We start from the raw sequence: 25,915 nt of genomic DNA, 5'->3' as shown, positions 1-25,915 counted from the left end.
GGATATACAAAATGTCGAAGACGATAAAAGCCGTTTTATTTGACCTTGATGGTACATTATTAGATACCGCCCCCGATATGGCCGATGCCGCTAACCGAGTGCTAGCCGATCACGGGTATGGACCGCTTAATGATCAACAAATAAAAGCAAATACTAGTTATGGGGCTAAAGGATTATTAAGCGCGGGTTTTGGTGAAATACCGCAACATTTAGATATGGTGCATTTACGCCAAGCTTTTCTAGATTATTATCAAGAAAAGATTTGTGTTAGCACTTCACTTTATAACGGCATAAAACCATTACTCGCCTATTTAGAGCAACACAATATCCCTTGGGGTATTATGACGAACAAGCCAGGCTTCCTAACTGACCTGTTATTACCTTTCTTTCCTGAACTAATGAAAGCGCAGGTTGTGGTCTGCGGAGACACCCTTGAAGTTGCTAAACCCCATCCTGAGCCTCTACTTTATGCCAGTGAATTACTTAATGTCGATAATCTTGCTTGCGCCTATATTGGCGATATTGAAAAAGATATGATCGCAGCACAAGCCGCAAAAATGCACGCCTATGTCGCAGGTTGGGGATACATTGGTATAGAACATACTCCGTGCCACTGGAATGCACACGATATTCTTAATTCACCCTATTCTCTAATTACCACACTAGAAAACCAAAAACAGCTCAATTGAATCATTTATTAACCAAGATTTTGACGTTAAGCACCCTGTATTAAAACGACTAAAGATCAAGGTAAATATATTTTAATTTCATAAAAAAACTCATGATAATTTGTTGCAATTTTCTTTAATACTAACCCGCCTACCAGCATCGTGTTAGTGGGCACTAACTAAAAATTTCAATCCCCACGTTATCCACAGCTGGTTAAAAAATACCATCTTGCAAAAACGTCAAATCATCACTATCTTGTAACCCATCAAGCTCAGCACCCCAATATGTAGTGTTTTTGACCAATAAGAAAACCTAGCAAAGGTCACATTCTTTGCTAATCTTAAATCAAAAATTGCAAAACACTGCTATGGAAGGATTTCGGGAAATCAAACTACAATGAATCAACAGCTAACAGTAACAAAGCGTGATGGTCGTAAAGAAACTATCGAACTGGATAAAATCCACCGTGTTATTGATTGGGCAGCAGAAGGCCTAACCAATGTATCGGTATCTCAAGTAGAACTTAAGTCTCATATCCAATTCTACGATGGTATAAAAACCGCCGACATCCACGAAACCATCATCAAAGCTGCAGCTGATCTGATTTCAGAAGAGTCTCCAGATTACCAATACCTTGCAGCACGCCTTGCAATTTTTAACCTACGTAAAAAAGCGTATGGTCAATTCGAGCCACCAACACTTTTTGCTCATGTTACGAACCTTGTAAATAAAGGTAAGTACGACAGCCATTTGCTTGAAGACTATACCGCTGAAGAATTTGCCACGATGGATACTTTTATCGATCACTGGCGTGATATGAACTTCTCTTATGCTGCTGTAAAACAGCTAGAAGGTAAGTATCTAGTACAAAACCGTGTTTCAGGCGAAATTTTTGAAAGTGCACAGTTTTTATACATCCTAATTGCAGCTTGCCTTTTCGGTAAGTATCCAAAAGAAACGCGCCTTAGCTACATTAAGCGTTTCTATGATGCCGCATCGACATTTAAGATCTCATTACCAACACCGATCATGTCAGGTGTTCGTACACCGACTCGTCAATTCAGCTCATGTGTATTGATTGAATGTGACGATAGCCTAGACTCAATCAACGCAACAGCAAGCTCAATTGTACGTTATGTTTCTCAGCGTGCAGGTATTGGCATCAATGCTGGCCGTATTCGAGCTCTTGGCTCTGAAATTCGTGATGGTGAAGCTTTCCACACTGGTTGTATCCCATTCTATAAATACTTCCAAACAGCAGTTAAGTGCTGTTCTCAGGGCGGTGTTCGTGGTGGTGCTGCTACCTTGTTCTACCCTATTTGGCACCGTGAAGTAGAATCACTACTGGTACTGAAGAACAACCGTGGTGTTGAAGAAAACCGTGTTCGTCACATGGACTACGGTGTTCAACTTAATAAACTGATGTATACACGCCTAATCAAAGGTCAAAACATCAGCTTGTTCTCACCGTCTGATGTTCCGGGTTTATACGATGCATTCTTTGCTGACCAAGACGAATTTGAACGTCTTTACGTAAAATACGAACAAGATGCAAGCATCAAGAAAGAGTCAATTAAAGCTATCGAGCTGTTCTCTCTTCTTATGCAAGAGCGTGCCTCTACTGGTCGTATCTATATTCAGAACGTCGATCACTGTAATACACATAGCCCATTCGATCCGGCGGTTGCACCGATTCGTCAATCTAACCTTTGTCTTGAGATTGCACTGCCAACCAAGCCACTGAATAATGTTGAAGATGAAAACGGTGAAATTGCTCTTTGTACACTATCTGCCTTTAACTTAGGTGCGATTGATACACTGGATGATTTGGAAGAGCTTGCAGACTTAACGGTTCGTGCGCTTGATGCATTGCTTGATTATCAAGATTACCCACTACCTGCAGCCCGTCGTTCAACAATGAATCGTCGTACTCTGGGGGTTGGCGTTATCAACTATGCATACTACCTTGCAAAACATGGCGTACGTTACTCGGACGGCAGTGCAAACAATGTTACTCACCAAGCATTTGAAGCGATTCAATACTACTTATTGAAAGCATCTGTTGGCTTGGCAAAAGAACAAGGTGCATGTCCTGCATTTAATGAAACAACGTATGCGCAAGGTATTCTTCCTATTGATACCTATAAAAAGGCTATCGATGATGTATGTAGTGAAGAACTTCATTACGACTGGGAAACCTTACGTGAAGAAATTAAAACGCACGGCTTACGTAACTCAACCTTGTCTGCATTAATGCCATCAGAGACATCGTCTCAGATTTCAAATGCAACAAATGGTATTGAGCCGCCACGTGGTTTTGTTTCTGTAAAAGCCTCTAAAGATGGCATTCTGAAACAAGTCGTTCCAGAGTACAGCAAATATAAAGATAACTACGAACTACTGTGGAATATCGGTAGCAATGACGGTTACTTACAGCTTGTTGGTATTATGCAGAAATTTATCGACCAATCGATTTCAGCTAACACTAACTACGATCCAAGCAAGCAAGCAAATGGCAAAGTGCCAATGAAGCTCTTGCTAAAAGACCTGCTTAACGCGTATAAACTGGGCGTGAAGACACTTTACTATCACAACACCCGTGATGGTGCGTCTGATAACCAAGACGATGCAGAAGATTGTGTAAGCTGTAAAATTTAAGTATTTACATTGAATGGGAGCTACGGCTCCCCTTTAATATTGAGGAAATGATGGCGTATAGCACTTTTTGTCAAATTAATAACGATCAGATGAAAGAACCGATGTTCTTTGGTCAATCTGTTAACGTTGCTCGTTATGACCAACAAAAATTCGAAATTTTCGAAAAACTCATCGAAAAGCAACTTTCCTTTTTCTGGCGTCCAGAAGAAGTTGATGTATCTGGTGATCGCATTGATTACAATAATTTACCAGAGCATGAAAAGCATATTTTCATCAGTAATTTGAAATATCAGACACTGCTTGACTCGATTCAAGGCCGTAGTCCAAACGTTGCTCTTCTGCCAATAGTGTCGATACCAGAATTAGAAACATGGATTGAAACGTGGTCTTTTTCTGAAACAATTCACTCTCGCTCTTATACGCATATTATCCGTAATATCGTGAATGATCCTGCGATTGTCTTTGATGATATCGTCGAAAATGACTATATCATCAAACGTGCTGGTGATATTTCTAAGTACTATGACGACCTAATTGCAGCAACTAGCGATTATCACCGTTTAGGCGAAGGAAAGCATACTGTTAATGGTGAAACAATCACTGTTAATTTGCGTGAGATTAAAAAGAAATTATACGTTTGTATGATGTCTGTTAATGCACTTGAGGCTATCCGTTTCTACGTCAGCTTTGCATGTTCATTTGCATTTGCCGAACGTGAATTAATGGAAGGTAATGCGAAAATCATCAAGCTCATTGCTCGTGATGAAGCACTGCATTTAACGGGTACTCAACATATTCTGAACCTTCTTCGTGGTCGACACGATGATCCAGAAATGGCTGATATTGCGCAAGAATGCCAGCAAGAATGTTTTGAAATTTTCAAAGAAGCAGCTGAACAAGAAAAAGAATGGGCTGAATACCTATTCAAAGATGGTTCGATGATTGGTCTTAACAAAGAAATTCTTTGTCAGTACGTTGAATACATCACAAACCTACGCATGAAAGCGGTAGGTCTTGATCAGGCTTATCCTGGTGCTAATCAGAACCCGATTCCATGGATTAATTCATGGTTATCTTCTGATAATGTGCAGGTTGCTCCACAAGAAGCAGAAATCAGTTCTTACCTTGTTGGTCAAATTGACAACGATGTAAGTGCAGACGATCTCGGTGACTTCGAGCTATGAGCCGACTAACCATAAAGGTTAACGGTCAAGAGGTTCACGGCAATAGCCGTGAATCTTTGCTTACCCAATTAGAAAATGCCGGTATTCAACCTGAATACCAATGTCGTAACGGCATGTGCGGTGCGTGTCGCTGTAAATTAAAGTCAGGGGCAGTAGACCAACAAGATGCGATGGCGTTTGTCGGTTCAAACGAAATTCTTGCTTGTCGTTCAACACCTAAAGCCAACGTCGATATCGAATTTGATTACCAATTAACATACATAGCAACCAAAGAAGCAATGTAACCGCAACCTTACTCGTTCACAGCACCAGCATTACCAAAACTATATCAGTACCCTCTATATAAAAAATCTGACAACTTCACGATTATCATAACCGTATTGCTATCAGATTCTTCAGTACACATCACGTAATAGAGGTTTACTCACCACATTATTAATTATATTTAGTTCATGTCACGAGATTCAAATGTAGCAACCACTTCACCTTGGTTATTTCTCACCGTCAGCGCTTCACCTTGTACGCTGTAGCTAGCAAACTGCCCCATTGCACTCAAAAATGCTTGTTCTTGATCCATATCGTCCATACACATCATCTGTGTTGCCGCAACAGAACCCATACTTAGTTTGCCTTTGTCTATTTCAAAACTACCTTTAAACGAATTACATCCCGAGAAACCGTGGGCAGCATTACCTTCAGATGCAAACTGGATAAACACCTCTTTTTCTTCTGCACCCAATTTGGCATCTTGACCGCTCAGCTGCATTAACGCCCAATAAGTATCAGTGAAAGCGGCATTATCTACAGTATCTGTCGTTTTATTATGTGCGACACGATCCAGTTTAATTTCAATAGGTGTAGTTGCCCCTTCAGCAAATGGGTTAATACTAGTGGTAGATGTCATCACCAACTGATCTTGTACTTTAACCGTGGCTCGTAGGCTATAGCGGTGCTTATCTACAATTTTTGTCGTATCGTAATCCAATACCATCACGTATGGAGGCGCTGACGCGGGTTCCATTGACTGGCTAACAATCAACTCTGACGGTGCATCAGCTTTTGATACATCTTCAAGAGTCACTTCTAGCACGGCACCCGGCGGTAGCATACGACGATCAAGGTAAATAACATTAACATCTAATGATTTCATTTCAGCCTTTGCCACTTCAGTCGCTGGCGCTTCAGCAAGACTATCTGATGATACCTGCGTTGACTCTGTTGTATCGTTACACGCTTGTAGCATTAACGCTGATACTACCACTGACGTTGCAAGAGCAATTTTTTTCATTTTGAATGTCATAAGGTCTTTCCTTCATCATTAATCGGCTGGGTACTTTTATCGGACAAGTATCGTGGAGCAACAATAGATACAACCAACCTCCACAATCAACACTATAGTGTGAGACCCTGTAAATATTTACTTTGTACCAATTAAACACTGTTTACAATGCCTGTGATGAAATACTCATAATTTGACAAAAGTATGACAAACGTTTCAGTTTTATTTTATATTTTAAGCTAATTAAAATATTTCCTTCTACATTTCAAATCTGGAAAGTAATATTCCCCTTCATTTATTAAAAGAAAATGCTTTATTTAATTTCACACCCTCCTCTTTTGTCATTAAAAAACGTTCTCAGCACCCGCCTTATTTGATATATATCAATAAGATTTCAACATAGTGATTGTCTTTACATTTTTATTTTACATTTCATTATTTCTTAACCCTACATTCATTAAGCTTGAATAGATTTACCGCGCACTTTCACCGACTATTTACAGCAACTTGATGCCTAGTTTTATTTTTTAATAAATTCCATCGCAGGTAATGACTATGTATGTTATCGAAACCCCTTCGTCAGTAGTTGGCAATGTCACATTAGTGGGCGCAGGACCAGGCGATCCCGAGTTACTAACAGTAAAAGCTGTTAATGCGCTCAAGCAAGCTGATGTCATTTTGCATGATCAGCTAGTAACGAAACAAATTTTGCAGCTAGCGCAACCAGGGACACATATCATTGAAGTCGGCAAAAGCTACGACAACCCATCGGCAACTCAACACGGTATTAACCATATGCTGGTTTCGATGGCACAGCGTGGATTGAACATCTGCCGACTAAAAGGTGGGGATCCAATGGTATTCGGTCGTGGTGGTGAAGAAGCACTGTATTTACGCCAACACCATGTGCCAGTATCAATTATTCCGGGTATTACTGCCGCATTAGGGTGTTGTGCTTACAGCGGTATTCCTTTGACTCATCGCGGTATCTCGCGGGGATTCACTGTAGTAACTGCCCGAGGTGAAAACGATGACTACCGTATTGATTGGGCGGTATTGGTTAACCTTCAGCACACCTTAGTATTTTATATGGGACTACATCGCGCTTCTTGGATTGCCTCAAACTTAATGTTATACGGCATGAACAACCGCACCCCTGTCGCCATAATTAGTAATGGTACGCATCCAAACCACCAGCAATACGTGACTACATTGTCACAGTTGGATGAGTATTTAACCCTGCATACCCCTCCAATGCCCTCACTAATTGTTGTCGGGGAAACCGTCTCAATTTCCGAGAACCTGAACATGGTTAATGAACTCGACCAATCATCAGCAGCAACTTCCCTTTACAATGAACAACTAGAAGGCATGTGTTAATGGCTACCTATTTAACCCATACAGAGCTGAATCAGGTTATTCAGACATTATTACCTCATTATAACATTCTCGCCCCAGGGTATGAGAATAAAGGGGGGCGTTTTGCAGGTACCGATAATTTAACATATTTATCGGTAACCCAAGCCAGTGATATAGTGTGGCAAGAAAAATCCCACTTTTCACCCAAAGAAGCAGTAACACCTATAACCCAGACGCTCTTTCACTTTAATGGTGACGAATTACGAGAGTCAAAAATAGAAGCACGCCCAACCCTTATATTTCTTAGGGCTTGTGATATTAATGCCCTTAAGCGTCTTGATCACATGTATTTAAATAACGGCAATAATGAAGATATTTATTATCGCCGATTACGCCAACAGCTAAAGTTAGTATTAATAGAATGCGCACAAAGTTTTGAAAATTGTTTTTGTGTGTCGATGAACAGCAATACAACAGATAACTATGATGCTGCTGCTCGCTTCGATGCCAACGGCGTGGCTTTCATGGCCAAAGATCCTGAACTACAAAATTACTTAAACAACGCAGGCAAAGAAATCGAATTCACCCCACAATTTGTTCAATCCAACCCCACAAAAGTCAGAACTCCGGATCAAGTATGCAACGATCCCAATCTTATCCGTCAAATACTACATAAGCATCCAGTATGGAGTGAATATGACAGCCGCTGTATTGGCTGTGGTCGCTGTACTACATCTTGCCCAACATGCAGTTGCTACAACATGTTTGACGTTGCCTATGACGAAAACCATAAAGTGGGAGAACGCAGACGACAGCAAGCCAGTTGTATGACCAACGGCTTTGCCGATATGGCTGGAGGGCACAGCTTTCGAGATAAAACGGGTGAGCGCCTACGATACCGAGCCTTGCATAAGGTAAATGATTACAAAGCCCGACAAGGTCATGATCACATGTGTGTCGGTTGCGGCCGTTGTGATGATCGCTGCCCACACTATATCTCGTTCACCAACATCATCAATCGTATGACCGATATTGTTGAACAACATCTCAATGACGAAGTCGAACATGCATTTTCCACCCACCAAAAGATAGAGGTCACTCATGTCTAGTCATACACATGATGTACAGCACACAGGGTGTCGTTGCGAGACCGCACCGCAATCAGAGATTCATCAACAGCAACAACCGGAAAATCGCTTATTGCCAAAAGCATACAAGATTTTGGCAATTGAAAAGCATACTGAACTGGAATGGAATTTTCGCGTCAGTAAAGACTTTGATACTCATTTCGGTCAATTCGTAGAAGTCTCTTTACCCATGGTAGGAGAGGCCCCTATTTCCGTATCAGATTACGGCGATGACTATATCGATTTATTGATCCGCAAAGTGGGCCTCGTCACCGAAAAGTTGTTTGAGTTACAAGCCGGAGATAATGTTTGGATGCGCGGTGTTCATGGGAATGGCTACCCGATGGAGGCGTTCCAGAATAAACATCTAGTAATTGTTGCAGGTGGTACAGGTGTCGCCCCAGTCAAAGGCTTGATATCGCATTTTTGCCATCACCCTGAACAAATTAGTCAACTCGATATGATTTTAGGGTTTAAGAATGAACAGGCTGTCTTGTATCGCAATGACATGCATTTATGGCGTAACACGCACAACCTCATTACCACGCTAGACGAAGGGGAAACTACCGATAATTTTCGGATTGGTCGGGTTACAGAATACATTGATGAGCTTGATCTCTCGCAGCCCGACACACTCCAAGTTGTCGTCGTAGGACCACCAATAATGATCAAGTTTGTGGTTGCTGCGTTCCTTGAGAAAGGTCTAGCTCAGTCACAAATTTGGGTCGATTATGAACGCCGTATGGCTTGCGCTGTTGGCAAATGTGGACACTGCCGCATGGGTGATAAGTACGTCTGTTTAGATGGCCCTGTGTTCCGCTTTGATCAGACCCAACAATTGATAGATTAAGGAAAACATCATGAGTCTCGATGTCGATATTATTAAAACCCGTGCCAATGGGGATTATCGCCTATCAAAAGTACGGGGAGAATGCATGATCAGCGTGCGTATTCCCGGTGGTATCATGCCAGCCTATTTACTGTCTACTGCCCAGCATATTGCCGAGACCTTTGGTAATGGTGTCATTCACCTCACCACTCGTCAAAAACTAGCTATGCCTGGCATTAAGTACCAAGATATACCTGCAGTAAATAAAGCCCTTGCGCCGTTTATTGAAGACATCACTGTTGCCACCTGCGGCATTGATGTCGAAGATACCAAAGCGGGTTACCAGACTATTGGTGGACGTAATATTGTTGCATGCCAAGGTAGTCAAATTTGCCAAAAAGCCAATACCGATACCACGGGATTAGCACAGCGCTTAGAGCACCATGTTTACCCGCAGCCTTATCATCTCAAACTGGTGTTAGCAGGCTGTCCCAACGATTGCGCCAAAGCAAACATGGCTGACTTTGGTATTCTGGGGATCGCGCAAATAGACTTCAAATCAGAACGCTGTATAGGTTGTGGAGCCTGCGTAAAAGTCTGTTCACAGCATGCAGCGAATTGCTTGTCGATCAAACATGGTAAAGCAACCAAAGAAGTCAGCAAATGCATCGGCTGCGGAGAATGTGTACTCGCCTGCCCAACCTTGGCATGGCAACGTAACCCCAAACAGTTGTACATGGTGAAACTGGGCGGACGAACATCAAAGCGCACACCGCGCGTCGGCAAATTATTTTTAAACTGGGTAACAGAAGACGTTATTCATCAAGTCTTGAACAACTTGTTTGCCTTCGAGAAAGAGATTTTAGCAGGGACACCAGTGTACATGCATATGGGTCACTTAATTGATAAAGCGGGTTATCACGCCTTCAAAGATCGAGTCTTACGCGACGTTACACTCAACGAAGAAGCGCATGTGGCAGAGCGCCTGTATTGGGCAGAAGATGAATATGTTGCGAATATTCACGTAAAACCAGCCTAGGCACTGACCACAAAAAGAAAGTGCAGACTAACTGCACTTTCTTTTGCTATCTCATCATCCTGTCGGCGTTGTTAGCAGACGTGCTCCCTGCATGAAATCAGCTCGTTAAGAATATCTCACTTTCGCGATTCAGAGAGCTGAATTGCCCCATCACAGGCTGATCATCCAACCAACGGCGTAACATGTCTAACATCACCGTTGCGATCAAGCTACGCATATCTCGTGAGCCATATTGTCGTTTAGTTGAAATAACTTGTGCCCAATCACCGTCGGGGGTCGCCATCGCAACAGCCACTTTTCCATCATAAATTGGCCCTGAAACCAGCGCGATATCTGATGTTGTTTTTTCACGGGTGGCAGTTGCCATCGCCAATGCCGACTCCAATTGATCTGAAGCGGCTAACTCTGCCGCCTCTACCGTCCCTAACATCCACCCTTGACGTAATTGCGCTTTCGCATCGGGATAATCTTGCAGCCAATTCATCAACCATCCCCCAGAGCATTGCTCCGCCAAAGCGAGTGTCAGTTGTTTCGCTACCAATTGCGCGCCGACATGCTCAGGAAGTGTCTGACCAATACTCACGACATTCTCACCGAGTAAATCAATCATCTGTTGCTGGAAAGCAAGTGCATTGGTATCTGCAGCTGGTGCAAACAGCTTCACTTCAATAAACGGCAACGACGAACGGTAACCCAACTCATACCCTTTCGGCAGCGAAACAGACGCTAAAGTATCGCCAATACCTGACTCAGATAAACCAAAGGTATAAAAACGATGGCAATCCAACTTTTCCGTTTCAGTATATGTGGCTTTTAAGCGCGTTAAGATTTGCTCTTGCGCCATTTTTTTAAATTCACTTGGCACACCAGGCGTAAAAAAGATCCAAGCGCGGTTTAATTTCATCGCAAACCCACAAGCTGTACCTATCGGATTTTCAAGTAACTCGGCACCTTCGGGTAACATTGCCTGCTTCAAATTAGATTGGGGCATAACAAGATTGAGCTTTTGATACTTTTCATGCATCTGTTCAACCCAGTAGTCAGATTGCTCTAAACCCACATCAGCCGCAATCGCAGCAGCTTGAGCCGTTAAGTCGTCACTTGTTGGCCCAAGACCACCATTCACGATAACCACATCAGAGGTTAGGCTACAATGCTCAATTTCAGCCGCTAAACCTTCAAGTTGATCGCCGACAGTTGTACGTCTAGATAACGCTAAACCACGCTCAAAAAATAGACGTGATAGCCACGCAGCATTAGTATCCACAATATCACCGTGTAACACTTCTTCTCCGGTGCTAATCATCGCAACTTGTAACATGGCTTCCCTCATCTTTGTATGTCATCCGATTTGTATACCCAAGTTACCTTAAGATGCACGTTTCAGCGAGAATTTGTTCTCTGATTAAAGCAGTAGAGATCAATGCGTTACTCTTCTCCATCAATTCAGTCTTTCTTATCGCAGATATCAACCCACCAACATGTAAACTTACATTTACATCAAAACCATCAAAAGTTGACAGTAAAGAAAACTAGCATTAAGGTACTAGCCAGCATATAGACTAGGTCAACTGCCTTACACCTATACATTACTACTGAATAATGAATAAAAAACGTGAATACCTTTCATTACGACACTGACTATCGATAACCACAATAGCGTGATTAAGTGTAAAGTTTTATGAACACAAATTTAACTGGGAACAATGACTTCAATGACTATGAGTAAAACTTTCGGCAGTACGCTGATCATCGCAGGCACAACAATCGGGGCGGGAATGCTAGCTCTCCCTCTCGCATCAGCAGGGTTGGGGTTCACAGCAGCAACATTAACGATGGTGGGTATTTGGGCATTAATGATTTATACCGCTCTATTAATGCTTGAGGTACACCAACATGCCGATAAAAATGCAACATTGCATACCCTGGCACATCAGTTACTGGGCCGCAAAGGTCAAGTGATTGCCAGCTTCGCAATGATGTTCCTATTTTACGCATTATGTGCAGCATACATTGCAGGCGGCGGCAGCCAGTTAAATGACAAGTTAACGAATTGGATGGGACTGGATCTCGCCCCTCAAGTAGGCACGGTTGGATTTACCGTTATTATTGCAACGGTTGTATCTATAGGTACACATTCAGTCGATATGGTTAATCGCATATTGTTCACATTAAAAGTTATCGCATTAGCCGTTATGCTTTTTCTATTAATGCCACATGTTCAAGGTGTTCATTTAGTTGAGATGCCTATCCAAAAAGGATTAATCATTTCAGCACTGCCCGTCATTTTTACCTCTTTTGGCTTTCACGGTAGTATTCCTTCCATTGTTCGTTATGTCGGTTTGGATATTAAAGCACTACGTAAAATAATGGTCATTGGCTCTGCCACACCACTGATGGTCTACATATTATGGCAAGTAGCAAGTCAAGGTGTGCTTGGTCAGCCCGATTTAATGGCAAGTACAACACTGGGTTCGTTTATTGCCACACTGAGCAATATTTTACATAACCCGCTCGTTAGCCAATCTGTATCAGTATTTGCTGACCTAGCCTTAGCAACGTCTTTCCTAGGAGTGAGTTTAGGCTTATTTGATTTTATCTCTGATATTTTAAATCGTGATAATCAAGTAAAAGGTCGTATGCAAACAGCACTGGTGACCTTTGTTCCACCTCTTTGTTTCGCCCTATTCTACCCACAGGGCTTTATTATGGCCTTGGGCTATGCAGCAATTGCACTGGTTATTTTGGCGATTTTTCTACCTGTTGCGATGGTACGAGCTCAGCGTAAGCAAATAAACACTCTACCAGTAGGTAAAGAAACACATACGGCAACAACAGATAAAGAAATAAAGACAGCGACTTACCAAGTTCGTGGGGGCACACCGGCATTAATTACTGTGACAAGTATTGGAATACTCATCATCTCTGCACAATTGTTACAAATGATTGGGATCATCCCTTCCGTCGGATAAGCATTTGAACACCATGCAATAAGCCACTGAATTAATTGAAAATCTCTTCTTGTACAAGCTCTTAGCCCCAGAGCTTGTACACATTCCCCCCCTTATTTATTACTAGGAATTTTACTTGTTTTCAGTAATAATTCGCTCACACACGACACGTTGCACTACACCTTTACGCACAACTCATTGGATTGACGGTATATTTAACAATTAGCATTTACCCTTTATGTGTAAGCAACTGTTTTGATGTAAATAAACCACTAGTCCAACAAGCAAAAATCAGTAGTAAACGGACAAATATTTTAAAATCTGGGGCATCAATTGCGCAATACACTTTTATCTTCACTTATCCTTGGTTGTACATTCAGTTCACCCGTTTTTGCTTGGGATGATGCAAAAAACAATTTTAGTTATGACACTCAGAGTTACGTAAACCCTCTTACTGGGCGTGATACAACTCGTAATGGCATAACAATGAATCAGTCATTCCAAAATCAAGGTTACGATAATCAGGGTATATTTTTAGAATATGGGGCACAGCCTTCATACCGTTTGTCTTCTTCTGATGATAAAAGCAACACAGAGCAAGCACCTTTGTTTGCAGATAATGCGGTAAATACAATTCCTATGTACTTATCTGTTTCATCAGAAAAAGATTGGGATTACCTGCTTGAACAGTCTTACACCATCTTTGGTTTAAGCCTTGCCACCGTCGCTGCAATGACCTTACTGCCTGAAAGTGTCACCAATTGGGATGAAGACGATCGTAACTTAAGCAACCTCGGTAGCAAGTGGTGGGATAACGTCAGTCAAGGGCCAGTTTGGGACCAAGATGACCACGTTTTAAACTATGTTATGCACCCTTACTTTGGCGGTGTTTATTATACTGCAGCACGTCATTCTGGTTTTGACGAATGGGAGTCATTTTTATACTCCGCAACCATGTCTACTTTTTTCTGGGAGTATGGGGTAGAAGCGTTTGCAGAAGTACCCTCTATTCAAGATATTATCGTCACACCATTATTTGGTGCTGCCGTCGGTGAATTGATGTTCCAAAAGGAACTAGAGATTACGGCTCGCGGTGGTGAGGTCATGGGCTCTAAGGCTGTTGGTGATGTTACCTTATTCTTCTTAAACCCTGTCGGTCATATCCACTATTGGATAACAGATATGTGGAATGGTGATGCAGATGTTAGCTTTAGTTACACCCCATGGTTTGGTGACACAAATGCAGCGAATTTTGCGCTTAATGCAGGTGCGCCTTATGATCGACAATTTTTCGGTTTTCAAGTAAAACTCGCATTAAACTAGAAAACATAGCATAAGGTGGAAATAAAATAGTTTGCCTTAATTTTATTTCCACTTATCAAGCTCTTAATGATTTGCAAACAATAGAAATGAAGTAATATCACGGTTTGTTGTTAAATTCATATTTAAAACATAGTTTTTAAGCTATCCTGCCGATATCATTTGAGCTAATCAATGTTATAGTACCGTTGTTAAATCAGACTTTTTTCCCCTTCAATCACCTTCAGAGCCCTATTTGGGTTTTTGATATTGATAATAAGACAATCATCTGGGCTAATTTAAGCGCTTTACCGCTTTGGGAAGCCGATTCCTTACATGAATTAACCTCTCGAGATCTTGCTCACGATATGTCTGAAGCAGTAGAAGCCACATTAAATGGTTACCGCTTACGTTTTAATAAAGATGAAATCATTAAAACCTGGTGGAATTTCACACCAAAACAAATTTTAAAAAAAGCATTATGTGTATTCTCCGGAATTAAATTACCCGATGGTCGTACAGCAATGTTGGTCGAAGTTATTGCTGAAGAATCAACATTACAACGTGCTCTCGCCTTTTCTGATTGCTCAAACCTTGCCTTACTTTTTAATAAGGAAGGAATATTAGTCAGTGCTAACAATGCTTTTACCCTTTCTTTTGGTAAATATCTGTACGATCTTGCAAACTTCCTTGGCGATATCAGTAGTGCTGAATCATGGCTCAATAAAGCAAAAATAGACGGTACGATTCACAACAAAAAACTATGTTGGACGGGTCAAAGTCACCTTTGGTTTGACGTAGAAGGAAAGTGGTTGAAAGATGAGCAGCAACTACTCTTACATCTCACAAATATCAGCCCAGAAAAAGAGAAATTAAAGAAAGCAAAATATAATGCAGAGCATGATTTCTTAACTGATTTATTAAACCGCCGTGGCATTTCAAATGCGATAAACGAATCGAACCATCAACAACAGCCGTATAGCTTATTATTCCTCGATATCGATGGTTTTAAAATGATCAATGATACTTATGGCCATGCTATTGGTGATAAGTTATTAAAAGCAATAGCAATACGTTTAAGAGAAACACTGCAACATAAAGGGCTCTTAGCGCGTTTCGGTGGCGATGAGTTCATAATTCAAGTCGAACACCGTAATGTTCAGAACACACTTTCCTTTGCTAAGAATATTATTGCCAAGCTGAATAAGCCCTTTCACTTAAAAGAAGTGGGCGAATTATCGATTGGTTGTAGTATTGGTACCGCTAGCTACCCTGATGATGCAGATAATATAGAAACATTAGTTACTCAAGCTGATATGGCCATGCACCGCGCTAAACTGCGAGGAAGAAACTGTAGTCATCACTTTTCTCCTGATATGGCTGAAGCACTATATCGAAAAATGATATTGCGCCATCACTTAACACTCGCTCTAGAAATGGAAGCGTTCGAACTGTATTACCAACCAATTATTGATTTAAAAACACGAAAGTTAAAAGGGTTTGAAGCATTAATTCGTTGGTATGATGAAGAATTAGGCCAAGTATCACCCGCCGAATTTATTCCGTTAGCCGAAGAAACGGGTCAAATCGTCCCGCTTGGAAAATGGATATTTAAAACGGCTTTTTTACAGCTGGCGGCATGGCAACAAAAGTATGATAAAGCATTCATGATGAGTGTTAACTTATCGCGAGCGCAATTACAAGCTAGCTTGGCTCCCACCATTGAAGCAATGATTCTGCGCTATAATATCAACCCTGCACAATTAGCGCTTGAGTTAACAGAATCAACCATGCTGCAGGAATATGATGATGCAAAACAATGCTTAGAAGACCTTGCGGCATTGGGAATAGAACTCTATCTAGATGATTTTGGCACTGGTTACTCGTCTTTGTCACAACTTCAAGATTTGCCAATTAGCACAGTAAAGCTTGATCAAAGCTTTGTGCAAGGAAACCACAAAGGAAGCCGCGCAATTATCGAAGCCACGAAAGCGATTTGTGAAAAATTGGATTTAAAAGTCGTTGCCGAGGGTGTAGAAACAATCGAGCAATTACAATATTTGCAAATGTGTAACTTTGATTATTGCCAAGGCTATTACTTAGCAAAGCCCATGCCTGCTCATCAATTGGAAGAATCTGGGTTTGCGCTGCTGAATGAAGTCCCAGAATCACCTAATCATAGCCTTTGTCATACACAATAATTAGCGGTATAAAAAAGGTCTCTAACGAGACCTTTTTTATAACAAACCCTGCATGTTTAAATCGCTTGGGGATAAATTCCTTTATACCATCAAAGGGCTAAGTCCTTGCCACATAGCCAGCACACCAGATACGGAACATAAAATCAAAAGGGCATAACGCAGCCATTCCGCCTTAATTAAATGCTGAACTCGGTAAGCAAACCATGTAGTAATTAATGGCGCAGGTAATAACATCATTCCATACTTAAAATGCCACCAACTAAAATGCCCAGTTGCAGACAGGGCAACTAATGATAACAAACAGCTAAACGCAAAATATCCAGCAAGATTTGCGCGTAATTTACCCGCTTCTGCATGTTGTAATACTAGTGCCATTGGTGGTCCGCCGATACTGGTACTTGTTCCCATAACACCAGACACAAAACCGGCCCAAAAAAGCGCTTTTGGCGTAGGTCGAATACTCACTTTCGTTAAACTGATAACAACGGCTAATAACACGCCAATACCCAGTACTAACGCCAAGGATTCCGATGTAATATACATCAGCAAAACACCAGCAACAATAGTGCCAGGTACTCGACCAACGAATGCTGCGGTTAAGCCTTTAAACGATAACATTTGACGATACTGCCACATGTTAATCAACGCGAGAAAAAAGCCCACTAGCGTAATTACGCCTGGCACAAATTTAGGTTCAAAGAAATAAATAATTGGAGCTGCAACAATTGCCATTCCAAAACCGACAGTACTTTGAACAAAACAACCCGCAGCCAATGCGAGAGCACAATAAATAAGTGTTGTGGTCTCCATCTTTTGTTTAGCCCTTGTCTGTCATTGTTAGCTACCTTTACGCTCAGCATGAATAAGTATATTTCGTGGTGTTACCGGTTTATCACAAAATGTGCCTAGGGATACGTCATAATTTGACTGCTCTAAATAACAAACACGATCAAGTACTAGCCACATTTCCAGCGGGCGTCGAAATAGCTGACGAACTAATTCCATTCGTTCAATAATGCCATGTCGTCGCTCGCCTTCTTGCTGCCAATATTCAAAATCAATATTGGGTCTTAGCTCTATATTTTTCTTTTCAGCAGCCCATAAGCAAAAAGCAGCAAAACCTTCATTTAATAATGCTTTATGTACATTGGGAACGGGTAAATACTCATCGTTATTTAGCAAGTGCCGCTGTAACGAGTCAAAACCCAAACGAAAACTGACTTCTAAAAAACGTTGGCGTCGAATACGCTTCCCTGCAGTAACCGTTTCTTGTAATGGTAAGCGTAAATCGTGTTTGTTTAAGGAAATCGTACTTTGTTTCGCTGTACGCGAAAGCGGTTGGTATATTTCAGACCGAATTAAATGATAACAACACGGCGACACACTTACCGCAGCACCTTGTCGCTCTACCACTCGCTGTAATAGCGACACATGTAGATCACCGCATGCGTGTAAAGCAACAGCATGTTGTTTGGGGTGAATATGAGTATCACAACTCTCATCAAATACATCAGCTTGTACAAAATGAATCGGCAATTTAAGTTGCTTAGCAGATGCTTCACCATCAACACAAAGTTGTTGCTGCCACTCTAAACTCGTGACTGGCATATCATGGGTTGCCGCTAAAATACGACCAAGATGCCCTTTACCGGCACACCACTCTAACCAAGGTAATTGCAAACGCGGTAATGCCGCATTAAAAGCATTTATTTGAGTCCACTTTCGCCCTGGAATACCCGAGTTTAAGCCATAAGGCACATCGATATCGATTGATGCTAATGGTTGGCATAGCGATAATTGGTGCAACACAGCAGCGTCTGGAATCCAGCGAGATAAAGCGGCGACCAATTTATCACTATCTGTATTTAATTCTTCAAGATGTTGCTCCGTTAAGCTGTTCAGCCATGCACACATCTCGGGGTGTGTTTGCAACCATACACTGTCTTTTTCAGCAAAAGGCATAAATTGCCAAAACGCTTTATTTTTGGACAATACATCATCAAGTTGTCGAAATTGTTGGGCATAGCCAGCCATGTAGTCGTTCTCAAATACTGTATGGTTTGATGGGCCGATATTTTATACTAATTTCTCCATAGTGCTAGGCATCAGTAAGCAGACATAAAAAAACCGCTAACTCAGCGGTTTTTAAACATCGTCATTAAAAACTAAAATAAAATCGTTAGCGTACTGGTAAATCCATACTTGCAAACATGACTTCAATTTCTTCATTTGTTTTCAATGCAACGGCTTGATCAACCGTTTCACGAGTTAAATGCGGTGCAAATCGTTCCATAAAATCATACATATAGGCACGTAAAAATGTACCTTTCTTAAAGCCAATGTTAGTCGTACTTGCTTCAAAAATATGACTCGCATCAATCTCAACAAGATCGCTATCCACCTCAGGGTCCATCGCCATACTTGCAATAACACCAACACCAATACCTAAGCGTACATAGGTTTTAATAACGTCTGCATCGGTTGCTGTAAAGACAATTCGCGGAGTTAAACCTGAACGATTAAATGCACTATCAAGTTCTGAGCGCCCCGTAAAACCAAATACATAGGTTACTAACGAATAAGCGGCTAAATCATGAATAGTAATATCTGCTTTTTTCGCTAATGGGTGATCCGTTCTGACAACAATCGAACGATTCCAGTGATAACAAGGCAACATAATCATATCTTGATATAAATGCAGAGCTTCAGTTGCAATAGCAAAATCTGTCGTACCATTACCAACAGCATCTGCTATTTGGGAAGGCGTACCTTGATGCATGTGTAACGACACTTTGGGATATCGAGCCGTAAAATACTTAATAACATGAGGTAATGCATAACGAGCTTGGGTATGTGTCGTCGCTATATTCAATGTACCTATCTCAGGGTGAGTATGCTCACCAGCAACAGCTTTAATACTTTCAACTCGAGATAAAATATCACGCGAAATACGCACTATATCTACACCTGCAGGCGTCACTTTTGTTAGGTGCTTACCGCTGCGTTCAAAAATTTGAACACCTAGCTCATCTTCCAGTAAACGAACTTGCTTACTGATGCCAGGCTGTGAGGTATATAAACTCTCTGCAGTAGAGGAAACATTAAGATTATGGTCCACAATCTCAACGATATATCTTATTTGTTGTAATTTCATGATACCGCCCAACTATAGTCCATTACATTTTATACCAATTACAAGTGAGCATTGAATATTTCGGGGGTAACTATTCAACGAGATTAATATCAGTCTGTAACCATGTGATTCATATCAATTGTACGGGTTTTGATCATGTTTGTTTGCTCTTTTTCGCATTAACACCAAGGCTGTCTACTTATTGCCTTTAAATCTTTATTAAATAATCTCTTTTAACCGGCATATAACTCAAATTAACACAATTCCTATTAACTTTGAGGGATCTCGCTATCACCAAAAAGATAGATGGTGTATCTTACAAGTTCGACTAAAAAATCGCATGGAAGATAGACGTATCTTATGAGTATACCTTTAGTAATAGGCCTATTTGCCTTGTTGCTGATATTGATCGTTGGCTATAACGTTATTATTCAGTACCGTCAACGTTTAGAGAGTGAGAAACAACAAGAACTGGCAAAACATATCGCCGTTATAGACGCGACTGAAGACCTAATTGGTAATGCGCATCACTTACCTTACAGCAAAGAATTATTAGTCTGCCTAAATCAACGTATCTTATTCGCCTTACAATCTATGAGCGATACAGATCCTACGGAAAAGAGCCTACCAGCACGTATTAAAAATGTTGCTGAACAAATTAAACACTTACAAGCTAATTACTCTAATGCGGATGTGGCAAGCTTCAAAACACCAAGTACTGATAAGCAAGCCATCGGCATGTTACAACTGGTTAAGCGCCTCAAAACGGTCATTAAAAATGAACACAGTAAAGGTCGCCTAGCGACTCAAGCTTTTGTAACAGAAAATGCTCGCCTTGAAGGTATTCAACTACGCATCAACATTGAAAATGTCGTTAAACGAGCTAACGATGCTCGTCTGAAACGCCAACTGGGTACAGCCAAACAATTGTTGAAAAAAGGCATTGATGTTCTGTCTAGCAAGAATGATAACTACGCTAATAAAGCCCGTGAAAAGCTGCAAGTTATGCTAAGTGAAATTGATAATAGTCAATCACAAAACCACGAGCAAGAACGCCAACAAATCATAGATAAAGAACACGATGAATTAGATGTATTGTTCCAGCCAAAACGCAAATGGTAAACACCAGACAGCATAAGGCAGATATTGAAGATCGATAATTATTGAAGAGGTCGCTGGTGCGACCTTTTTTACGACTGCGCTATTTTTATATTTCCACCAATAGTCGAGTAATCATTTAATATTTACGCAGAAACATACCACTAGATAGAACCGATTATGAATAAAACTCAACAGATGATTGACGAACTACTCTCGCCTATCAAACAGTTCTTATACTGTGAAACCCCAGATGCTTGGATAAACGAAGCCATTAAACCTAAAAACTTAACAGGATTACTGGTCGATCACTGTAACTGCGAGCTAAAAGCAAGCCAAACAGCCATGTGGCTGATCCGCAAGTACGCGGTAGATGCAGATAGTGGAAAAGCATTACTCGAATGGGCAAAACCTTATGAAGATTTTGTCTATGGCAGAGTGCGAAGTACAGACGCCTTTCATGGCAAAAAAAATGGACTGTCAGCCCCTTTAGTTGCCAAAGAAGGCTTTGCACATGGACCTGAACTTATCGACAAAATGGTCCGCTTAATCAAAGAAGAGTTCCACCACTTTGAACAAGTATTAGATATCATGGTAAGCCGTAATATCCCTTACAGTAATTTAAGTGCGGGTCGTTATGCGAAAGGGCTAATGAAAGCGGTTCGTACACACGAACCTGCAACGTTAATTGATAAGTTGATTGCTGGCGCATATATCGAGGCTCGATCTTGTGAGCGCTTTGCTAAATTAGCCCCATTTTTGGATGACGAATTACAGAAATTCTATATTTCATTATTACGCTCAGAAGCCCGTCACTATCAAGATTACTTACAACTAGCGGAACAAATTGCGGGGCACAACATTTCAGACCGTATTCGTATCATTGGTGAAAAAGAAGCTGCGTTAATTAACTCTGAAGACGATATGTTCCGATTTCATAGCGGCATACCTGCTGCGGGCGGTCTAATACCATGTACTCTTGTTGGCTAGGCTTGGTATTTGATTGTCATTGATTATAGCATCATGAACGATTACACTAATTTCAGGGTTATAAATAGACAAATAAACCCACATTAAGCTTTGATTTACTCGCTTTTTTCCGGATAAATACAATGAGATAACAAGGAGTAGTGAATATGCCAATTCTTGTTGATAATGGAATTATCGATCGCATTAGTACTTCTTATAACTTTTTGAAACTTATGATCAGGGATCGCCATAAGACTCATAATGGAACAGTATTTGCCATTAGCAGTATAGCGATAGAGTGTAGTAAGTAACTAAATACCTAAGCCCTGCTATCGAGCGGGGTTTTTAATACTTATTCTCAGGTACGTTTAAATGAAACTACAACAGCTACGCTATCTAAGAGCGATAGTAAATCATGATCTAAATATCTCTGCAGCATCAAAAAGTATCTATACCACGCAGCCAGGTGTAAGTAAGCAAATAGGTCTACTTGAAGCTGAACTTGGTGTTAAGATCTTCGAGCGTAAAGGTAAAAACCTAAACGCGATTACCAGTATTGGTAAGCAGATAATTGACGAAGGCATGAAAATGCTGGCTGTCGAAGAACGTATATACGCGATCTCCAGAGATTATCTCAACCCTGAAGGTGGTTGCTTAAACATCTATACAACCAACACGATTGCGCGATTCTTATTGCCTAAGACAGTCGAGAAATTTGTAAAGAAACACCCTGATATTACCTTTCATATTGGAGCTGCACACCCCGATGAGAATGGTGCTATTATCAAAAAAGGACATTCTGACTTTTCTATTGTTGCGCAAGACGTAGAACGAGATAAAGATCTGATCGTCCTTCCTGCCTATAAATGGTCACTAAGCCTTATTCTTCCATCGAATCACCCATTGAGAAAAGAGAAAGACATCACGCTAGAAATGATCAGTAAATACAACCTGATTAGTTATGATTCTGGTTCTACAGGTAAAATAGCACAAGATAACGCATTTGCAGAGCAAGGTATAAAACCGACTTACTTCATGACCGCTATGGATGTTGACGTAATAAAACAATATGTAAGCATGGATCTCGGTATCGGTATCATTGCGACAATTGCCGCTAAACAAATTTGTGACGGTGACATCGTTGCTATTCCTCTTGAAGGAATCATACCTGATTGCGACGCATGGATTTGTTATAGCAGAAATGTCTTCTTGCAAAAACACATGTATGACTTCATTGAAAGCTTTGCCCCACACTTGAAACAAGAAGTTATGGAAGTGATTGCACACTCAACTAACAATGAAATATTTAAAATATCTCAAGAGTTTGAGTTACCGCGTTACTAAAAAAACCTACTCAGGTACATAGTAGCAACTAGTATCTGAGTAGGTATTTATTCTATTAGATGACAAATATAAGCGAATAGCTCAGTTAATCAGTCGCTAAATTAATAAAGATTTGAGCGCCGACTAATAAGAAATCCTCATCGACAAAGTAAGGGTTTGAATGCAGATAATTACAAATACCCTTCTCCTTATTACCAGAACCTAAAAAGAACATAGCGCCACACTTATCGCCTGTCGCTTCAATCATCAAGCTAAAATCTTCACTGCCAGTCATTGGTGTGCAATTAGCATTCAGTAATTCAGGTGGAACCGTTTTATTCGCAGCCTGAACAACACGATTATAAGCAAATTGATGATTAATAATGGCAGGGTAACCACAATGAGTAATTGACGTGGTATAACCACGTAACTCACTTTGAGCAACAAGAGATGAAAAGCTATTTTTCAGTACCTGATCGGTTTCAGAGTCCATTGAGCGGATAGTGCCACGAGCCTGAACATTTGCAGCAACTGCATTTGGAATCGTACCGCCATTAAACATCCCACAGACGAAAACAGCAGGCGAAAATGGATTCGTTTTCTTGGCTACAATATAGTCCATATCCTCAACAATACGTGCACCTTCACGAATCGCATCAAGGCCTTTATGTGGTGTTGAACCATGTGCTGATACACCTTGAATATCAAGTGTCCATGCACAGCCATATGAAGACATAATACCGTTATTAACTAATACAGTGCCACATTCTTGTGCGGCGTCATTATGAAGGGCATAAACTTCATTAACACCATCCATACAACCAAGTTCAACCATTTTATTGGCGCCATCAACACGCATATCTTCTTCTGCCATTTGGAAGATAAATCGAATATTGTGACGTAATTCTTCTTGGTTATTTGCCAAGTAATTTGCAGCAGTTAACGCAATAGTCATGTGTGTATCATGACCACAGTTATGCGCACGGCCTTTATTCGTCGATGAATGCTCATTACACGTTAAATCATCCATTTCAAGTGCATCCATATCGGCACGAAATGCAATGGTCTTCAATGAAGCATCAATAACCAGATCGGCTATAAAACCAGTATATCCATCGTAAGACGTTACTTGGTAGCCATAATCAACCATCAGTGATTTACAATATGTTGATGTTTCAACTTCTTCTCCTGATAATTCAGGAATCATATGAAGGTGACGACGGGTGTTAATACTAAAATCACGTAGTTCTAATACGTTTGCATTTAATTTGAATTTACCTAACGTCATTAAATAATACCTTTCATAGTGAAGCCGATTTGCGCGATTATTGATGCGCCAAAGAAACAACTAGTCGATACAATCAGAAATAAAACAACAATTTTCCACGATAACTTTTTAAGTTCTTCCATCTTTCCACCAACCGATAAGCCAGCGAAAGCAAGTAGCGGAACACAACAAGATAAGAAACCAACTTTCCCAATTGAATCTAAGAAGAAAGTTCGAAGAACAGTATCAGGTAAACAAATTGCAATACCAATTAATGTTGCATATGCAAACGCAGGTAAAGGCGAATTAATATAATGTTTTGTTACTAATGCCAAGAATACAATTACCGACATGGCAACCGCACTATCCCACATGCTGAATAAAGGTGTTCCCGTTGTTAATGTTTCTGTAAAAATAGCCAGAGCTAAAGCAAGAAACACAAATTTCATATCATGAATAGATTTAAGCATTAGTCGCTACCTCTTTTTTATTGCAAATTTTATACATGAATTCAGCAAGCGGTAAGCCGATAAATGTAAGAGACAAGGCACCAATCACTGACGAAAGTAAGTTAGATGCAGCCGCGATACTCAATGCTTGAGCGGCCATGTCAGGGCTTAGCGTACTCACTAGAGCACCTGATGCTGCACTTAACATCGAACCACTGCCAACACCACTACCTGCGGCTAATGCCAACGGATGAAGACCTGAAAGTGAGCCAAGGCTACCCAATACGCTGAACCAAAGCGTGCCTATCACTGAACCACAAAGATAAATAGCAAGAACACCAATGTACTCTGGTGTACCCGTTCCATACTTCCCTTGAACAACGGCAATTGAGGGTTCACGGCTAATAGATGAACATGCACCAATGGCTTCACGGCCTAAACCAAACTTAACAGCAAGAGGAATTGCAATAAATATAGGTAATAAATTACCGAGCTCTTGGAAAATTAATGGCACACCTGCTTCTAAAATATTATCGATATTAGGGATAATCATTCCAGCATATTGAGTACCTAGAATTAAAAGGGAAAATCCGACCATATTAGATGCAAATGATTCTTCTTTATCAGTAAATACTTTTCCCCATAATTTTATTTTGTCTCGAACTATTACTAATGAAATAGCCATACCAATCATTACCGCAAATAACATGGGTAGAATTGGAATAGCTACTGAACCAAATGAAATAACTTGCTTACCTATTAACACCTGCGAAACAAAAATAACAGCCATAACTATGAGTGTCGTTTTTATAACGGGCATAAGATCTAATTTTTTTGTCATAATTAATCCCTCGCTTTAATTAAGCCGGATTATATTTGTGGATATTAATTCACATTGTGATGTAACGCTTATTACATTAGTCCAAAAAGTTATAACTTATTTTAAATTGAAAAAACAAACGCATTATTAACATTTAATACTCATAACAAAGTACAATCGACAGATGCGATTAAACAAACACACGACATTAATGACATACTCATCATTAAAAATAGCAACTAAGAATTATTCCTAGATATT

Annotated in this window: 22 protein-coding genes; 14 read left to right on the top strand and 8 right to left on the bottom strand. The window is 40.6% G+C overall.

Going from position 1 to position 25,915, the window contains the following annotated elements:
- The first annotated feature begins 11 nt into the window (after positions 1-11).
- The 4 genes from C9J48_RS14495 to yfaE all read left to right on the top strand — a co-directional run bounded on the left by C9J48_RS14495 (position 12) and on the right by yfaE (position 4,795).
- Positions 12-689: an HAD family hydrolase gene (locus C9J48_RS14495; RefSeq protein WP_006233173.1), complete on the top strand. Its 678-nt coding sequence runs from the start codon at positions 12-14 to the stop codon at positions 687-689.
- Positions 690-1,065: 376 nt separating this feature from the next.
- Positions 1,066-3,327 carry a class 1a ribonucleoside-diphosphate reductase subunit alpha gene (gene nrdA / locus C9J48_RS14490; protein ID WP_006233172.1) on the top strand — a complete coding sequence of 754 codons (2,262 nt, stop codon included), beginning with the start codon at positions 1,066-1,068 and terminating at the stop codon, positions 3,325-3,327.
- Between the two features lie 50 nt (positions 3,328-3,377).
- Positions 3,378-4,511 (top strand): class Ia ribonucleoside-diphosphate reductase subunit beta, encoded by a 1,134-nt coding sequence (gene nrdB / locus C9J48_RS14485; protein ID WP_006233171.1) that lies wholly within the window; start codon positions 3,378-3,380, stop codon positions 4,509-4,511.
- Complete coding sequence (gene yfaE, locus C9J48_RS14480) at positions 4,508-4,795, top strand: class I ribonucleotide reductase maintenance protein YfaE (protein WP_006233170.1); 288 nt, start codon at positions 4,508-4,510, stop codon at positions 4,793-4,795. Before nrdB ends, yfaE begins: the two co-directional genes overlap by 4 nt.
- Before the next feature lie 161 nt (positions 4,796-4,956).
- On the opposite strand, the gene C9J48_RS14475 is transcribed toward yfaE, so the two are convergent.
- Complete coding sequence (locus C9J48_RS14475) at positions 4,957-5,811, bottom strand: META domain-containing protein (RefSeq protein ID WP_006233169.1); 855 nt, start codon at positions 5,809-5,811, stop codon at positions 4,957-4,959.
- Between the two features lie 534 nt (positions 5,812-6,345).
- Here C9J48_RS14475 and cobA point away from each other — a divergent pair.
- The 4 genes from cobA to asrC are packed head-to-tail and all read left to right on the top strand — an operon-like array spanning position 6,346 to position 10,144.
- On the top strand, positions 6,346-7,170 hold the full coding sequence (cobA, locus tag C9J48_RS14470) for a uroporphyrinogen-III C-methyltransferase (protein ID WP_006233168.1): 825 nt from the start codon (positions 6,346-6,348) through the stop codon (positions 7,168-7,170).
- The gene (asrA, locus tag C9J48_RS14465) at positions 7,170-8,258 is read left to right on the top strand and encodes an anaerobic sulfite reductase subunit AsrA (protein ID WP_006233167.1); all 1,089 of its coding nucleotides are present in this window, start codon (positions 7,170-7,172) and stop codon (positions 8,256-8,258) included. Before cobA ends, asrA begins: the two co-directional genes overlap by 1 nt.
- Positions 8,251-9,126, top strand: a complete 876-nt coding sequence (gene asrB, locus C9J48_RS14460; RefSeq protein ID WP_006233166.1) for an anaerobic sulfite reductase subunit AsrB — start codon at positions 8,251-8,253, stop codon at positions 9,124-9,126. Before asrA ends, asrB begins: the two co-directional genes overlap by 8 nt.
- Positions 9,127-9,136: 10 nt before the next feature.
- Positions 9,137-10,144, top strand: coding sequence for a sulfite reductase subunit C (gene asrC, locus C9J48_RS14455; protein ID WP_006233165.1), 1,008 nt, complete (start codon positions 9,137-9,139; stop codon positions 10,142-10,144).
- A gap of 97 nt (positions 10,145-10,241) precedes the next feature.
- Here asrC and C9J48_RS14450 read toward each other — a convergent pair whose 3' ends face one another.
- Positions 10,242-11,465, bottom strand: coding sequence for a CinA family nicotinamide mononucleotide deamidase-related protein (locus C9J48_RS14450; protein WP_006233164.1), 1,224 nt, complete (start codon positions 11,463-11,465; stop codon positions 10,242-10,244).
- Between the two features lie 394 nt (positions 11,466-11,859).
- Here C9J48_RS14450 and C9J48_RS14445 point away from each other — a divergent pair, with 394 nt between their 5' ends.
- From C9J48_RS14445 to C9J48_RS14435, 3 genes are all read left to right on the top strand, one after another.
- Positions 11,860-13,116: an aromatic amino acid transport family protein gene (locus C9J48_RS14445; RefSeq protein ID WP_006233163.1), complete on the top strand. Its 1,257-nt coding sequence runs from the start codon at positions 11,860-11,862 to the stop codon at positions 13,114-13,116.
- Positions 13,117-13,428: 312 nt separating this feature from the next.
- Positions 13,429-14,418 carry a DUF3943 domain-containing protein gene (locus C9J48_RS14440; protein ID WP_006233162.1) on the top strand — a complete coding sequence of 330 codons (990 nt, stop codon included), beginning with the start codon at positions 13,429-13,431 and terminating at the stop codon, positions 14,416-14,418.
- 185 nt (positions 14,419-14,603) lie between these two features.
- Positions 14,604-16,595 carry a putative bifunctional diguanylate cyclase/phosphodiesterase gene (locus tag C9J48_RS14435; protein ID WP_006233161.1) on the top strand — a complete coding sequence of 664 codons (1,992 nt, stop codon included), beginning with the start codon at positions 14,604-14,606 and terminating at the stop codon, positions 16,593-16,595.
- Positions 16,596-16,676: 81 nt separating this feature from the next.
- On the opposite strand, the gene C9J48_RS14430 is transcribed toward C9J48_RS14435, so the two are convergent.
- From C9J48_RS14430 to cysB, 3 genes are all read right to left on the bottom strand, one after another.
- On the bottom strand, positions 16,677-17,405 hold the full coding sequence (locus C9J48_RS14430) for a sulfite exporter TauE/SafE family protein (RefSeq protein ID WP_006233159.1): 729 nt from the start codon (positions 17,403-17,405) through the stop codon (positions 16,677-16,679).
- Between the two features lie 27 nt (positions 17,406-17,432).
- Positions 17,433-18,629, bottom strand: coding sequence for a methyltransferase (locus C9J48_RS14425; RefSeq protein ID WP_006233158.1), 1,197 nt, complete (start codon positions 18,627-18,629; stop codon positions 17,433-17,435).
- Between the two features lie 145 nt (positions 18,630-18,774).
- Entirely contained in the window at positions 18,775-19,749 is a 975-nt protein-coding gene (cysB, locus tag C9J48_RS14420) for an HTH-type transcriptional regulator CysB (RefSeq protein ID WP_006233157.1), read from the bottom strand.
- Positions 19,750-20,088: 339 nt separating this feature from the next.
- On the opposite strand from cysB, the gene C9J48_RS14415 reads away from it, so the two are divergent.
- From C9J48_RS14415 to C9J48_RS14405, 3 genes are all read left to right on the top strand, one after another.
- Entirely contained in the window at positions 20,089-20,850 is a 762-nt protein-coding gene (locus C9J48_RS14415) for a hypothetical protein (protein ID WP_006233156.1), read from the top strand.
- Positions 20,851-21,006: 156 nt separating this feature from the next.
- Entirely contained in the window at positions 21,007-21,816 is an 810-nt protein-coding gene (gene miaE, locus C9J48_RS14410) for a tRNA isopentenyl-2-thiomethyl-A-37 hydroxylase MiaE (protein WP_006233155.1), read from the top strand.
- 351 nt (positions 21,817-22,167) lie between these two features.
- Positions 22,168-23,139, top strand: a complete 972-nt coding sequence (locus tag C9J48_RS14405; protein ID WP_006233153.1) for a LysR substrate-binding domain-containing protein — start codon at positions 22,168-22,170, stop codon at positions 23,137-23,139.
- An 85-nt stretch (positions 23,140-23,224) separates the two neighbouring features.
- On the opposite strand, the gene C9J48_RS14400 is transcribed toward C9J48_RS14405, so the two are convergent.
- From C9J48_RS14400 to C9J48_RS14390, 3 genes are read right to left on the bottom strand one after another with little or no spacing between them, the layout of a single operon-like run.
- Complete coding sequence (locus C9J48_RS14400) at positions 23,225-24,406, bottom strand: M20 metallopeptidase family protein (RefSeq protein WP_006233152.1); 1,182 nt, start codon at positions 24,404-24,406, stop codon at positions 23,225-23,227.
- A complete protein-coding gene (locus tag C9J48_RS14395; protein WP_006233151.1) occupies positions 24,406-24,855 on the bottom strand; it encodes a hypothetical protein in 450 nt (149 codons plus the stop codon). The genes C9J48_RS14400 and C9J48_RS14395 overlap by 1 nt, the downstream gene beginning before the upstream one ends.
- On the bottom strand, positions 24,848-25,675 hold the full coding sequence (locus C9J48_RS14390) for a DUF3100 domain-containing protein (RefSeq protein WP_006233150.1): 828 nt from the start codon (positions 25,673-25,675) through the stop codon (positions 24,848-24,850). Before C9J48_RS14390 ends, C9J48_RS14395 begins: the two co-directional genes overlap by 8 nt.
- Positions 25,676-25,915: the final 240 nt, after the last annotated feature.

This window comes from Photobacterium profundum, assembly GCF_003026285.1.
Taxonomy (GTDB): Bacteria; Pseudomonadota; Gammaproteobacteria; order Enterobacterales; family Vibrionaceae; genus Photobacterium; species Photobacterium profundum.
The sequence above is the reverse complement of the archived record's forward strand: the minus strand, read 5'-3'. Positions and strand labels throughout refer to the sequence as shown.

What these genes read in the sequence shown, in the direction of transcription:
- C9J48_RS14495 (WP_006233173.1), top strand. Translation starts at nt 12, where the DNA reads ATGTCGAAGACGATAAAAGCCGTTTTATTTGACCTTGATGGTACATTA.
- nrdA (WP_006233172.1), top strand. Translation starts at nt 1,066, where the DNA reads ATGAATCAACAGCTAACAGTAACAAAGCGTGATGGTCGTAAAGAAACT.
- nrdB (WP_006233171.1), top strand. Translation starts at nt 3,378, where the DNA reads ATGGCGTATAGCACTTTTTGTCAAATTAATAACGATCAGATGAAAGAA.
- yfaE (WP_006233170.1), top strand. Translation starts at nt 4,508, where the DNA reads ATGAGCCGACTAACCATAAAGGTTAACGGTCAAGAGGTTCACGGCAAT.
- C9J48_RS14475 (WP_006233169.1), bottom strand. Translation starts at nt 5,811, where the DNA reads ATGACATTCAAAATGAAAAAAATTGCTCTTGCAACGTCAGTGGTAGTA.
- cobA (WP_006233168.1), top strand. Translation starts at nt 6,346, where the DNA reads ATGTATGTTATCGAAACCCCTTCGTCAGTAGTTGGCAATGTCACATTA.
- asrA (WP_006233167.1), top strand. Translation starts at nt 7,170, where the DNA reads ATGGCTACCTATTTAACCCATACAGAGCTGAATCAGGTTATTCAGACA.
- asrB (WP_006233166.1), top strand. Translation starts at nt 8,251, where the DNA reads ATGTCTAGTCATACACATGATGTACAGCACACAGGGTGTCGTTGCGAG.
- asrC (WP_006233165.1), top strand. Translation starts at nt 9,137, where the DNA reads ATGAGTCTCGATGTCGATATTATTAAAACCCGTGCCAATGGGGATTAT.
- C9J48_RS14450 (WP_006233164.1), bottom strand. Translation starts at nt 11,465, where the DNA reads ATGTTACAAGTTGCGATGATTAGCACCGGAGAAGAAGTGTTACACGGT.
- C9J48_RS14445 (WP_006233163.1), top strand. Translation starts at nt 11,860, where the DNA reads ATGACTATGAGTAAAACTTTCGGCAGTACGCTGATCATCGCAGGCACA.
- C9J48_RS14430 (WP_006233159.1), bottom strand. Translation starts at nt 17,405, where the DNA reads ATGGAGACCACAACACTTATTTATTGTGCTCTCGCATTGGCTGCGGGT.
- C9J48_RS14425 (WP_006233158.1), bottom strand. Translation starts at nt 18,629, where the DNA reads ATGGCTGGCTATGCCCAACAATTTCGACAACTTGATGATGTATTGTCC.
- cysB (WP_006233157.1), bottom strand. Translation starts at nt 19,749, where the DNA reads ATGAAATTACAACAAATAAGATATATCGTTGAGATTGTGGACCATAAT.
- C9J48_RS14415 (WP_006233156.1), top strand. Translation starts at nt 20,089, where the DNA reads ATGAGTATACCTTTAGTAATAGGCCTATTTGCCTTGTTGCTGATATTG.
- miaE (WP_006233155.1), top strand. Translation starts at nt 21,007, where the DNA reads ATGAATAAAACTCAACAGATGATTGACGAACTACTCTCGCCTATCAAA.
- C9J48_RS14405 (WP_006233153.1), top strand. Translation starts at nt 22,168, where the DNA reads ATGAAACTACAACAGCTACGCTATCTAAGAGCGATAGTAAATCATGAT.
- C9J48_RS14400 (WP_006233152.1), bottom strand. Translation starts at nt 24,406, where the DNA reads ATGACGTTAGGTAAATTCAAATTAAATGCAAACGTATTAGAACTACGT.
- C9J48_RS14395 (WP_006233151.1), bottom strand. Translation starts at nt 24,855, where the DNA reads ATGCTTAAATCTATTCATGATATGAAATTTGTGTTTCTTGCTTTAGCT.
- C9J48_RS14390 (WP_006233150.1), bottom strand. Translation starts at nt 25,675, where the DNA reads ATGACAAAAAAATTAGATCTTATGCCCGTTATAAAAACGACACTCATA.